At 39.8% G+C, this 12,594-nt stretch carries 13 protein-coding genes; 5 read left to right on the forward strand and 8 right to left on the reverse strand.

Annotated elements, in window-relative coordinates; all coding sequences use genetic code 11:
* Window positions 1-11 precede the first annotated feature (11 nt).
* Together ACLCDL_RS00405 and ACLCDL_RS00410 are read right to left on the reverse strand one after the other, a co-directional pair.
* Complete coding sequence (locus tag ACLCDL_RS00405) at window positions 12-1,190, reverse strand: FecR family protein (RefSeq protein ID WP_423146003.1); 1,179 nt, start codon at window positions 1,188-1,190, stop codon at window positions 12-14.
* 77 nt (window positions 1,191-1,267) lie between these two features.
* The gene (locus ACLCDL_RS00410) at window positions 1,268-1,852 is read right to left on the reverse strand and encodes an RNA polymerase sigma-70 factor (RefSeq protein ID WP_423146004.1); all 585 of its coding nucleotides are present in this window, start codon (window positions 1,850-1,852) and stop codon (window positions 1,268-1,270) included.
* 225 nt (window positions 1,853-2,077) lie between these two features.
* On the opposite strand from ACLCDL_RS00410, the gene ACLCDL_RS00415 reads away from it, so the two are divergent.
* From ACLCDL_RS00415 to ACLCDL_RS00425, 3 genes are read left to right on the forward strand one after another with little or no spacing between them, the layout of a single operon-like run.
* The gene (locus ACLCDL_RS00415; protein ID WP_423146005.1) at window positions 2,078-3,682 is read left to right on the forward strand and encodes a glycerol-3-phosphate dehydrogenase/oxidase; all 1,605 of its coding nucleotides are present in this window, start codon (window positions 2,078-2,080) and stop codon (window positions 3,680-3,682) included.
* 30 nt (window positions 3,683-3,712) lie between these two features.
* Complete coding sequence (gene glpK, locus ACLCDL_RS00420; RefSeq protein ID WP_423146006.1) at window positions 3,713-5,203, forward strand: glycerol kinase GlpK; 1,491 nt, start codon at window positions 3,713-3,715, stop codon at window positions 5,201-5,203.
* 19 nt (window positions 5,204-5,222) lie between these two features.
* Window positions 5,223-5,951 (forward strand): MIP/aquaporin family protein, encoded by a 729-nt coding sequence (locus ACLCDL_RS00425; protein ID WP_423146007.1) that lies wholly within the window; start codon window positions 5,223-5,225, stop codon window positions 5,949-5,951.
* 23 nt (window positions 5,952-5,974) lie between these two features.
* Here ACLCDL_RS00425 and ACLCDL_RS00430 read toward each other — a convergent pair whose 3' ends face one another.
* Window positions 5,975-6,853 carry an ROK family protein gene (locus ACLCDL_RS00430; protein ID WP_423146008.1) on the reverse strand — a complete coding sequence of 293 codons (879 nt, stop codon included), beginning with the start codon at window positions 6,851-6,853 and terminating at the stop codon, window positions 5,975-5,977.
* Window positions 6,854-7,007: 154 nt separating this feature from the next.
* Here ACLCDL_RS00430 and ACLCDL_RS00435 point away from each other — a divergent pair, with 154 nt between their 5' ends.
* Window positions 7,008-7,883 (forward strand): M23 family metallopeptidase, encoded by an 876-nt coding sequence (locus tag ACLCDL_RS00435; protein WP_423146009.1) that lies wholly within the window; start codon window positions 7,008-7,010, stop codon window positions 7,881-7,883.
* 48 nt (window positions 7,884-7,931) lie between these two features.
* Here ACLCDL_RS00435 and ACLCDL_RS00440 read toward each other — a convergent pair whose 3' ends face one another.
* Genes ACLCDL_RS00440 through ACLCDL_RS00460 form a run of 5 tightly spaced genes read right to left on the reverse strand, consistent with a single transcriptional unit; the run spans window position 7,932 to window position 11,987 of the window.
* Window positions 7,932-9,098 carry a hypothetical protein gene (locus ACLCDL_RS00440; protein ID WP_423146010.1) on the reverse strand — a complete coding sequence of 389 codons (1,167 nt, stop codon included), beginning with the start codon at window positions 9,096-9,098 and terminating at the stop codon, window positions 7,932-7,934.
* Between the two features lie 5 nt (window positions 9,099-9,103).
* Window positions 9,104-9,436 carry a metal-sulfur cluster assembly factor gene (locus ACLCDL_RS00445; protein ID WP_423146011.1) on the reverse strand — a complete coding sequence of 111 codons (333 nt, stop codon included), beginning with the start codon at window positions 9,434-9,436 and terminating at the stop codon, window positions 9,104-9,106.
* A 1-nt stretch (window position 9,437) separates the two neighbouring features.
* Complete coding sequence (locus tag ACLCDL_RS00450) at window positions 9,438-10,718, reverse strand: hypothetical protein (protein ID WP_423146012.1); 1,281 nt, start codon at window positions 10,716-10,718, stop codon at window positions 9,438-9,440.
* Window positions 10,715-11,539, reverse strand: coding sequence for a DUF2249 domain-containing protein (locus ACLCDL_RS00455; RefSeq protein WP_423146013.1), 825 nt, complete (start codon window positions 11,537-11,539; stop codon window positions 10,715-10,717). The genes ACLCDL_RS00450 and ACLCDL_RS00455 overlap by 4 nt, the downstream gene beginning before the upstream one ends.
* Window positions 11,511-11,987 carry a hemerythrin domain-containing protein gene (locus ACLCDL_RS00460; RefSeq protein WP_423146014.1) on the reverse strand — a complete coding sequence of 159 codons (477 nt, stop codon included), beginning with the start codon at window positions 11,985-11,987 and terminating at the stop codon, window positions 11,511-11,513. Before ACLCDL_RS00460 ends, ACLCDL_RS00455 begins: the two co-directional genes overlap by 29 nt.
* Window positions 11,988-12,279: 292 nt before the next feature.
* On the opposite strand from ACLCDL_RS00460, the gene ACLCDL_RS00465 reads away from it, so the two are divergent.
* Window positions 12,280-12,585 carry a phosphoribosylpyrophosphate synthetase gene (locus ACLCDL_RS00465; protein ID WP_423146015.1) on the forward strand — a complete coding sequence of 102 codons (306 nt, stop codon included), beginning with the start codon at window positions 12,280-12,282 and terminating at the stop codon, window positions 12,583-12,585.
* Window positions 12,586-12,594: the final 9 nt, after the last annotated feature.

A 12,594-nucleotide genomic window follows, 5' to 3' on the forward strand; every position in this document is an offset into this window, starting at 1 on the left:
TTATTATGTGATTAGTTCATAATGACGATATTTCTGCCCTCAATTCTCGAATTTACGCCCGTGTACTTCAACATATTCAATATTTCTGAAGCGTTTACATTGCGGGAAATGCGGCCTGTAAAACGTTTTTCAGGTATACCTCCACGATAGCTGATATCCACATCGTACCATCTGGAAAGCTGTCGCATAATCTCAGCTATATCGGCATCGTTAAACTGAAACAAACCATTTTTCCAGGCTATTTCGTCATAGATATCTATATTATCCGTTATTTTTACTTCTCCCTTTGAATTTAACAACGCCTGTTCGCCGGGCTTCAAAATGCCTGAAAAAGCTGCATTACTTAGCTGTACCGCTCCTTCCAGCAGAGTTGTTTTCATAACACTTTCATCCTCATAACTTTTTACATTAAAGTGTGTACCCAAAACCCGTACCTCTGCACTGGAAGACTGAACTATAAATGGCATTGCGGGATTTTTTGCAACTTCAAAGTAAGCTTCTCCCTGGAGTTCCACCTGCCTGGAACTACCTTTGAATATACCGGGAAAACGCAGTGAGGTTGCAGCATTCAGCCATACCTTACTTCCATCAGGAAGTACTACCTGGTACTGGCCGCCCCGTGGTGTTACTATTGTATTTAAACCTGCGAATTTATTTGCAAATGCTGTTTTTGCCACCTTGAAGATGAGTTGTCCATCCCTGGTTTTATTTATCTGAACATTTCCCTGATTTGCTATTACTCCATTCTTCTGACTGTCGAGCACAATTGTTTTACCATCTGCTGTCATCAAAATAGCTTTATTACCACCGGGAAGAACGTCCTCTGCAAATGGTTTTTCAGTAATTTTTTGTTTCTCTTTTTTTTCTGTATTAACAAAGAAATACAACCCGATACTTAAAAAAATCAGCACGGCGGCAGCTGCTGCGAGCTTGTACCATAATAACAGACTTACAAACGAGGACCTGTTCCCTGTTTTCAGGATATTATGAAGAATTTTTTTACTTGTATTGCTACTGAATACCCGATCGTCAGCATCCATATTCTCCCATTCAGATTTTAACAATACAGTCAACTCCTCATCTGATAATCCTCTCAATAATTGAAACAACTCCTCTTTCTCCTGAGGTGTAGCAGTTTTATTAGAATAATTAGTAAAAAGATATGCAATCCTGCTTTGTGGATTTTTCATGGATCAGGTTTAATAAATTGGTCAGGAAGAACCTCTTTAACCTAAGACAGAAAGCAGGCGAAAAAGGGGGTATTGTTTTAAGAAAATAATAAAAAAATTAACAGCAGGGCGGTCTTCTTCAGGTTCGACTGCACATACTCGATGATAGAATGAGTAGCTATCTTGAGGTAGCTTTTTACAGTTTCTTTCGAAAGTTGAAGCCGGGAAGCAATTTCAGCGTACTTAAGCCGTTCGTGCCTGCTTAATAGATAAACCGTTTTTTGTTGAGGTGGCAAACGATCAATCGCTTCTTCCAGCAAATAAAGACTAGTGCTTAACTCTTCAGAAAAAACTTCATTTTCATTGTTATTTTCTTCCCATTCCTTTTGAAGCATTCGTTCGCGAACTATCTTTTTCAGGCAATTCAACGTATGATTTTTTGAAACAGTAAAAAGGAATGCTTTGAAATTTTCAACTCCTGTTAGTGTTTCCCGATTAAGCCAAAGCTTCAGAAACACATCCTGAACTAATTCTTCAGCCATTTCCATAGAATCGGTAAGGCGAAAGATATAAGCACCCAACCGCTGATGATAACAATTAAAAAGTTCTTCAAATCCCTGTTCACTTCCTGCCGCAACTCTTTTTAACAGTTCTTTCTCACTATAAAGAGCCAAGTCAGACATAAGTTGATAATTGGTTCAGAAATATAAATAAAAATAATTCAGGGTTTTTATTTATAACAAAAATTAACCAAGCGTTTAATTAACAAGAATAATAGGGTAAAATATGTTTCACAGAAGTTAAAATAAAACCGTTTTCACTTGCAGACTGCCATTCAAACCTTATTCAGCTTTTAATTAACTTTAATTTCTTTTATCTTCCCTTATGCAACTTACAATTTGAAATGTATGCAGAATTATCTCAACAGGGACCGGTTTCTTGAAAGGCTTGAGCAAACGTGCCATTGGGATATTATTATCATCGGTGGAGGCGCAACCGGTCTGGGCACAGCGTTAGATGCTGCCGAAAGAGGATTTTCGGCACTGTTGCTGGAACAGGCTGATTTTGCCAAAGGCACTTCCTCACGCAGTACAAAATTAGTACATGGTGGAGTTCGATATCTCGCCCAAGGAAATATCTCCCTGGTGTACGAAGCCCTTCATGAACGTGGCCTGCTATTTAAAAATGCTCCCCATTTAGTTAAAAAGCAAGCTTTTATTATTCCCTGCTATAGCTGGTTTTCCAGATTAAAATACCTGGCAGGACTTAAAATCTACGACTGGCTGGCGGGAAAATCCAGTTTTGGAAAATCTAAATTTATTTCCAGAGATGATTTGCTTAAAACCACTCCCGAAATTAAATCGTCAGGCTTAAAAGGAGGAGTAGAATATTGGGATGGGCAGTTTGATGATGCCCGTTTAGCCATTGCTATCGCACAAACGGCGGCAGAAAAAGGAGCAACACTCATCAATTACATGAAAGTAACCGGCTTAAGTAAAGCAAGCAACGGCAAAACTAACGGCGTGCGGGTTTTAGACCTGGAGACTGAACGCGAATACGAAGTAAAATCGAAAGTGGTAATCAATGCGACAGGCGTATTTGTTGACGATATTCTGCAATTAGACACTCCAGAACAAAGGCCTTTGGTAAAGCCCAGCCAGGGAATCCATCTTGTACTTAACAAATCGTTCCTTTTTGGTAAAAAAGCGATCATGATTCCAAAAACGGCCGATGGAAGAGTCCTTTTTGCAGTTCCATGGCATAATTTTGTGCTGCTTGGCACAACTGATACTCCTGTTGAATCTCATAGTTTAGACCCTGCTCCCACAGAAAAGGAGATCAACTTTATTTTAGAAACCGCAGGACACTATTTGAGTCCTGCTCCTGCCAAAAAAGATGTATTATCGGTTTTTGCAGGTTTACGTCCATTAGCAGCGCCCCAAAAAGACGCAGGCAATACCAAAGAGATTTCAAGAAGCCATAAGCTGGTGGTTTCCAGATCCGGGTTGATTACCATTACAGGTGGAAAATGGACCACCTACCGAAAAATGGCAGAAGATACAGTCAATAAGGCAATTGAAACTGCAAATTTAAAATATGCTCCCTGTAATACCCGATATTTGAAATTACATGGCTTCAGTACATCTGTACAGGGAGATTCTCACCTGAACATTTACGGCACATATAAAGACCATATAAAAACTTTACTAACGGAGAATCCTGAACTAAACCTAAGGATTCATGAAAAAATGCCTTTTTTACAAGCAGAAGTAATATGGGCTGTTCGCCATGAAATGGCACGCACTGTAGAGGATGTTTTAGCCCGCCGGCTAAGGGTTTTATTTTTAGATGCAAAATCTGCAATAGAAATGGCACCTGCGGTTGCTTCATTAATTGCAAAAGAATTAAATTACCAAAAAGCGTGGGAAGAGGATCAAATTCAAAAATTTGTCAAGTTAGCAAAGCAGTATAGCATAAATACTTTTATTCCTGAATCAGATAAAGTATTTTAGAGAACCAATTAACCTGAAACCGACAATCTGATGGAAAAATATATTCTGTCTTTTGACCAGGGTACTACCAGTTCCCGGGCAATTGTTTTTAATAACAAAGGCGAAATTATATCAATCGCACAACGGGAATTTACACAGATATATCCAAAACCGGGTTGGGTAGAACACGATGCCCGCGAAATATGGTCCACACAGGTAGCGGTAGCAACTGAAGCTATTTTAAAAGCCAACTTAAAGCCTGAAAGCTGTGCGGCCATTGGAATAACCAATCAGAGAGAAACAACGGTGGTGTGGGATCGCGAAACAGGAGAACCGGTTTTCAACGCCATTGTTTGGCAGGACCGGAGAACAGCCGCCGATTGTGACAATTTAAAAGAAAGAGGGCTTGATAAACTAATTCAGGAAAAAACAGGGTTAGTAGTGGATGCTTATTTTTCCGCCACCAAAATACAATGGATACTGGAAAATGTACCCGGAGCAAAAGAAAAGGCAATAGCCGGAAAACTCGCATTCGGCACCATTGATTCATGGCTGATATGGAATCTTACCGGAGGGAAAACACATATCACTGATGTTACCAATGCTTCCAGAACTTTACTCTTCAATATACATTCACTCAGCTGGGATAAGGACTTACTGGATATTTTTGACATTCCTGCAAGCATGCTTCCGGAAGTAAAATCGAGCAGTGAGATATATGGAGAAACTGCAGGCAACCTGTTTGCTGTAAAAATTCCGATCGCGGGAATTGCCGGAGACCAGCAGGCCGCTCTTTTCGGACAGATGTGTACCGAAACGGGCATGGTAAAAAACACTTACGGAACGGGGTGTTTCATGCTGATGAATATCGGATCCAAACCTATTTTATCTAAAAACAACCTGGTAACTACCGTTGCATGGAAAATTGGCGATGAAGTAGCATATGCTTTAGAAGGTAGCATTTTCATTGCCGGCGCAGTTGTTCAATGGTTAAGGGATGAACTGAATATCATATCTAAATCAGGCGAAGTTGAAAAACTTGCAGAAAGAGTACAATCGAGCGAAGGTGTTTACCTTGTTCCGGCATTTGCCGGCTTAGGGGCTCCCCACTGGAACCAGTATGCCCGCGGTACTATTTTCGGTATAACACGAGGGACGAACAAAGCTCATATTGCAAGGGCTGCACTGGAATGCATTGCTTATCAAACTCTCGATGTACTCAGAGCAATGGAAGCAGATGCAGGTATTTCATTTAAAGAATTAAGGGTTGACGGCGGTGCTACAGCAAATTCGCTGCTTATGCAGTTTCAGGCGGACGTATTAAAAACGCGGGTTGTACGGCCACAAGCAACAGAAGTAACCGCCATCGGAGCAGCATACCTGGCCGGGCTGGCCACCGGTTTCTGGAACAGTATTGAAGAGATCAGGGAGCAATGGAAAATTAACAAGTATTTTGAACCTGATAGCACTTTACATATTGATGAAATGATAAAGGGCTGGACTAAAGCAGTTAAAGCTGTAAAAGCCTGGACAGAATTATAATCAAACCATATCAAATATTATGTCAGAATTTAACGCAGAACTTATCGGCACCATGTTCTTAATTCTCCTCGGCAACGGGGTGGTGGCTAACGTAGTTCTTAAAGACACCAAAGGGAATAACAGCGGCTGGATTGTTATTACTACCGGCTGGGCTTTAAGCGTTTTTACTGGGGTAGTAATTGCGGGACCGTATAGCGGAGCGCATTTAAACCCGGCAGTTACTATCGGACTGGCGATAGCAGGAAAATTCAGCTGGGGGAGAGTGCCGGTGTTTGTTCTGGCCCAGCTCATTGGGTCTATGCTTGGAGCCTTTTTAGTCTGGCTTATGTACAAAGATCATTTTCGGATTACTAAAGACCCGGATCTGAAATCTGCAGCATTTTGTACCTCTCCTGCCATTAGAAATACGGTTTCAAATCTTGTTAGCGAAGTTATAGGCACTTTCGTATTGATATTTGTCCTTTTTTATTTTACTAATCCCGAAATGGGGAAAGATAAAACACCGATAGGTTTGGGATCGTTAGGTGCATTGCCTGTAGCATTCCTCGTCTGGGTTATCGGTCTGTCGTTAGGCGGCACTACAGGTTATGCTATAAATCCTGTCAGAGATCTGGGGCCACGAATAATGCATGCCGTTTTACCTATACCCCAAAAGGGAAATTGTAATTGGGGATATTCATGGATACCTGTAGCAGGACCGATTATAGGTGCCTCCATAGCAGCGTTCCTTTACCTTGTATTAAATTAGTTTTTACAGGTTAACCCGTCTGCTTATTCAGGAATAATGGCATTATGCCAATAGCTGGCTGCCCCAAGTATGGCCGCTTCTTCTTTAAGTTTCGACAATTCAACAGGTATAGCATGGAAATTCTCTTTCAGTATTTTCTCAACCTCGGGAAGAAAGCTTTCGTGTGCGTTGGAAATATTTCCACCAAGAACGATCACTTCTGGCTTTGCCATCTCAATAAAACTGATCAGAAACTGGGCAAGATTGCAGGAAAACTCGTGAAAAATATCTTTGAGAAAAGAATAAGAGCCATATAGCTTTATTAATTCCTTTACATCCCCTATTTTCTGTCCGGTTAATTCATGAAACCGTTTGAGGAACCAGCGGGTAGAAATGTAATCCTCAGCAATACTGTCTTTAAAAGGCATACACCATAAGTTACCGTCGGTTGTTATACCGTCAATAAACTTGGATGTACCGAGGCCTGTACCTAAAGTTACTCCTATCGCCTGGTTATATCCTCTTGCCGCACCGCAAAATGCTTCTCCCTGCAAAAAACAGGCAGCGTCATTTACCAATATAATATTATCAGGACTTATAGATAACCTTTCGGCCATTAACCTCTTCACATTCAAGCCATACAACGACTCGTATTTATGATTATCCTTGATATAAGAAATTCCGTTTTCGTAATCAAAAGGGCCGGGCATACCGATAGCAACCTTTCTGTCGGTTATTTCCTGGGGGAAGCTAAGTTCAATTACAGAGCACCAGTCATTAATAATCTCGTCAACACTTCCAGCCGGATCAATGCTTGATCTGCAATAACTGTCAGTCAGCACATTCCTGCTTTCCAAATCAACCAATGCTGCAGTGATGTGCGAGCCACCAATATCAACTCCCGATACTATTGAAGAATTCATTAGAACTAATTGCTATTAAATTAAAGCGCAAAAATGCCAATTTCTTTTTAAAATACACTATAAACGATGATTTTCTAAAAACACTTTTCCAAAAAAGGCGGAACATGCATGGCGGATTGCACGTAGAACACAGTGAAATTTCCGGAGGCCAGGGATGAGAGAACATTTTTCCGCAATTAAACTTTATCATTCAATTTACAATAAGCACATACTCTTTCTGTTCTTATTTACTATCTTCTTTTCCGTAAGAAGCTATCCCCAAAACTATAAAATAACCGAACGAACACGGTTTTACACCGAAGAATTGCCCGGAGATTCGGTAGTTTTAAAAGTATCTAATGAATTTGTGATACCTCTTACACTCAACATTTCATTTACACTGCTGAATTTAGAATCGACAACCCCGCTCCCGCTTACTACAGTTATCCCAGGAAAGGCATTGGGGAAAGTTGTTGCAGCTTTTAAGCGTACAGATAGAAATACAGCTTACAAATGCAGTTATAACTGGAGAATCGTGTACGGTGATTTTTCTCAGACACCTGATCTGAATTTCGCATACAAATATCCGTTCGTAAAAGGTGTAAACTATAAAATCTCCCAAGGACCTAACGGAAACTACAGTCACAAAAACATTATTGCCTATGACTTTGCTATGCCAGAACGAACTCCTGTTTGTGCTGCCAGGGATGGAATTGTAGCACTTGTAAGAACAGATTCTGACAAAGGCGGACCAGACCCCAAATATATTGACGATGCCAACTTTATCACTGTTTATCATACCGATGGCACCTTAGCCAATTATTATCATTTGAGTAAAAACGGTGCAGCTGTAAAAGAAGGTCAATGGATCAAACAAGGGCAGATCATAGGCTATTCAGGAAATACCGGATTTTCAAACGGCCCGCATCTTCATTTTGAAATCACCCGGCCTGATATCAGTTCAGATACCAAACAATGGATAAGCTTTAACTGGGATTCAGGCATTAGCAATACCCTTTCAATGAACGACACAGAAAGTTCAACAAAATAGGTTGCCGGAAATTTTAAAGTTCTAAAATGAGCTGATAGCATGACGCTGTCAGAACCTTCTTCTTGTTTTAAGCAAAAACATACCTCCAATAAACATCAGCAAAACTGAAACACACAAAAGAAAATGGGGATATTGTGGTATTCCTATGGAGAATAAAGCCAGCAATGGCTGAAGAAATAATAACATCAGGTATACTAAAACCATGGCTATATATGCAAATTTCAGCCTGATTCCCGGGATGTAATTTTTAACAAGCTGTTGGATAAGGACAGGGCTTATGCAACCTAAAGTAAGCAGATGGATATAACCAATGATCAGATTACGATTTGAGAAAGTCCATTCGCCTATTGCAGGAAAACAGATAAGTAACTGAAAAAATCCTTTAACCGTAATGGCAAGCACTGCTGCATTAATTAAAAGTGATTTTTTTCTGAAAGAATCTTTAAAATAAAAACAAAGTTTCAGCCAGCTAAGCAGATTTAATATCGCTGTGATAAAAGCCATGACAAAAACCCACACAGAAGGGCCAGACCATAAGGTAAAAAGAACATAAAGCGGAACCGGTGAATAAATAAAAATAGCAAGCCAGGTATTAAACGTATTCTTCTTCTTAAAATCGAAATCTACGTGATGTTGAGCTACTATTCCAAGTACCGCAAGCAGCATCCAGCCATTCATCTGAAAATGCAGATAAAAATAAATAGCATTCTGGTAAACGGGTGTGTCCCTAAAGCCGTTTGCCATAAGAGGTCCCAAAGCAAAAGGGCCTATGGATGAGAGACACAAATACCCGATTGCAGCACGAATAAGTTTTACCGAAAGTGGATTTAGTTTCTCTTTGTAGCTGCTTTTACGTAAAAACCACCAGCTAAACCAGTACGTAACGGCAATAAACAGGGTTGAAAATAAAATGGAAACCAGTTTATATCCCTGTACAGAAAAACTTACAAGCATTCCGAATGAGCAAATAAGCGTAAGTGCTACCATTGGTTTTACCGAAGCACTTAACTTTTCATTTGTAACTGCTTTCGATAAAAGAATAAGCAGGGACAAAAACACCCAGCCCGAAAAAGCAAAGTGGGAATGTGCATGTAAAAGGTTTTGATAGTTAAAGCCCGACAAACCGTATAACTGCATCCAACGGAGTAAAACTCCGGCAAGAGCTAAGAAAATATAATTAATAAAGGGCCAGTAACGATACTTTCCTTCGTCCATTTTATTTAATTGCCAAGCAGCCTCCTGCCCTCTTCAGAGATATTATCGTACGACCATTCGGGCTCCCATACTAAATTCACTTCCGATTCAAATGCGGGAAAATTAAGCTCAAGGCTATTTTTTACAGATTGAAGAATCGCTTCGCCCATGGGGCAATATCGGGAAGACAGGGTCATTGCTATGGTGATGCGATGCGTATTTTCATCTGCCTCAACCTGATAAACCAAACCCAGGTCAACAATATTCACATGCAATTCAGGATCAATAACACTTCTTAAAACTTCCCAGATTTGCACTTCGAGGAAAGAGGATTGTTTTGTAATATCAAACGTTTCCATATTAAACTGTTTTCGCTTTATGCGTAATCACCTTCCAAACATTTATCAGGTAACAAAGCGCCGACAATAACAAGGCCAGAAGCCCGAAATACAGCAGCAAAGATACCTGAGCCATTAGCCCTGCATAAAAAATAATACAAAAAGTAAGGAACAACCAGGTTTGAACTTTCAACAGGGAGTTTTGGAACAGATCGGCAGGTAAAGGCGTTTTAAATTTCCCTGCCAGCTGCTCGTAATGCCTGGCCCAAACAATGAAAGGTATTGTTTTAAAAGTTTGTCCCATTATTATTGAACTGATCCATCCGAGAAAAAGCAAGGTTCCGTAAACGGTACTAAACCTGATGGCTAAGGGATTACCCTTTTGGCTTAAATAAACAATAAAAGGAAGAATAAGGATAGCCAGGCCCAGCAAAACCAGCGACAGAATAGTATTTGTTATAGGCAGATCGATACGTTTACGAATACGGGAACGAAAACATTCTCTTACATATATCAGGTAAAAAACAATTCCTGCAATACCTGCAAGAGCAATGAAATACGTTTTAAAATTCAGTCCGTTGATGTAGGTATCAACAAAAAACAATAAGAGTGCACTATTTATAAAGTAATAACTATAGGTCAATAACTTTGTGCTCTGTTGTTTTGAAACAAGGAACATAGGGATCAGCTTAGAACTTACGCCAATTATCAGCAATAAAAACCAACCCCCAATACCTAAATGCGCATGTAATCTTAAAAAATGGAGATGATCTTTCGGTAAAAATGCAAAACGGAAATTAAATACCAGCAAAGTCCCCAAAATGGCAGTTGATAAAAGCCACAAGGATGATGTAATGATAAAATCCTGCGAGACGGAGTCTTTATTTTTATTCTTCTTAGCCGTAAGAAAAGCATTTATAACAAAAGCTGTAATTGCAGTCAATAAAAACAAACTTCCTGCCTGCATACAAATTCCGGGTTCGAAATTCCAGAAGGAACAAACCAGCAAGATCACTCCCGGCACAAAAAGAATAAAGCTGAACCAGCCTGATTTATAGCTGAAAAGTTCGGTTTCAAGTATTACCGGTAACAACTGGTAGCAGGAACCGAAAATAATCATCGTACCCCAGCCTAAAGCGGCCATATGGGTTATTGCAAGTAAACGCGGATTGAAATAATGTTCATTAAGTGCCGGAACCGAGAAAAGCAGCAGAATGCACAGTGATACAAAAAAAACCGCTGAAAACAGGTAGTGACATATAACCAGCCAGTATCCGGATGTTTTTTGTGCAACTGAACTCATATTTTATAGATAAGCAAATTAACTTCACCTTCCGGGGTATTTTGATATACGCAATCAAACCCGCGTGCGTCAAGCTCCGGAAAGAGAAAAACAGGTTTTTTCTTATGTCTCACAAACAACGCCTCATCTTCCGGAAGATGTTCAAGCTTTTCGAGGATAACAACCATGGGCTGCGGCATGTTTAATTCACGAACGTCAGCATGTTGAATTTTACCTGCAAACTTGCTCAGTTTTTCTTCAAATGCAGGATCCTGGTGTGTTTCAGCTACATTATCCGCTAAAGCGCCATGCACCTGAAATCCTTTTGTAAAATAGCTTATAAAAACATGCGGTTCTGGTTGTTCTGAAAAGTAAGAAAACCCTTTTTTTCCAAGCAGGTTTATCAGCGGCACAGGCTCAAAAGAATTTATCAGTTTCAGGCATTCGCCTGCTTTAAAGTCCTTTACCGTTGCAAGGATCAATTTAAGCGGATCCTGATTCTGGCTTAAAACCGGCCTTACATCCAGTTCGGTTATTTTATCGGCTTTATTTATCAAAAGCTCATCTTCTTTTACTTCTCCCTGTACTGAAAAATCATTCTGCACCTGGAAACCCAGTTTTTTCATGCTATCCAGAAAATCCTCTACCTTACATTTTGCAATTCCGCATGCTTCGGCAATGGTTACCCTCCTTGCCAACAGGGCACGCAAAACGGGATTTTTAAGCTTCCCGAAATTACGGTTAAGCTTTACCAGCGCCTGTATTACTTCATCCTGTTTTACATCAAGCAAAGCTTTTACCTTGGTATTGGCATTAATGAGCATGCTCCCTCCAGAATTCATTTGAAAAATTATCAGTAAAAGGTTGATGATTGTCGTCCAGGTTTTTTCCTATTTCTTCCAGTTGTTCGTCACTCAGCAGATTTTCGATATAAGGAAAAAGCTCCCGCTCCTCAAACCGGATGTGAGCATCCAGCATATCGGCAACTTTTATAAGCACGGCAGCGCTTTTATCTTTTGACTTTAATAAGGCATGAATAGCATTTTCAATCTGCGTGTGTTCATTTATTGTGCGAAGCCTGAAAGCATCGTCTGCCTGAAGATAAATCAGAATAGTTTGTTCTTCCTCTTGAAAATGCGGGAAAAGAGCTTCCCTCGAAAAATAATCAACATATTCCGCTACCGTTTCCGGCAGCGTAAGGTATTTAAGGCCCTGCCTTATTTTCCAGCCTAATAACAAGCCATGATGGTGATCTCTTGACAGATGCAGAAGGTTTACATTCCTTTTCATGATTTCAATATGTTTAAACAAAGGTGAAAAAGGTGCAAACACTCTCACATGACCCTGGTCATATTTTTGTGTGATTCAAAGGCAAAAAGCAGTTCCCTTTTCGTATAAGTAGCCTTTCGGATCTATCAACTTGCCAGTTGTTAATTCTTTTTACAAGAACAATACATCAGCACTTTCAGTTATTAACATAAGAACCAACAGCAACTTTACTGCTATAAAACATTAAAACACATGACCTCTATCATGTTTTTGAAATAATATGACCTCTAATTTTGTATTATAAAAGCAGCGTATGAATACAATGACCACCGTTTCAGAAATTACAAATAAGTTAAAGCAGGATGGTTATACCGTAGATTTCAACCTGAAGGAAAACTGCCTGGAATGTCATGGCAATTATCTTCAAATCTTTCCCGGAGAGTTTATTGTAGACAAAATTTACCGGTTTGAAGGACCTTCAGATCCGGGAGACGAAGCAATTGTTTATGCAATATCATCAAACCAGCACCATATAAAAGGAACTTTAGTTAATGGGTATGGAATATACAGTGATGAAATAGCCGATGAAATGATCAAAGCACTGGAAGAAAAGAAATGACCTCAAGTA

This window comes from Rubrilithobacter danxiaensis (genome assembly GCF_047272945.1).
GTDB lineage: Bacteria > Bacteroidota > Bacteroidia > Sphingobacteriales > Sphingobacteriaceae > Rubrolithibacter > Rubrolithibacter danxiaensis.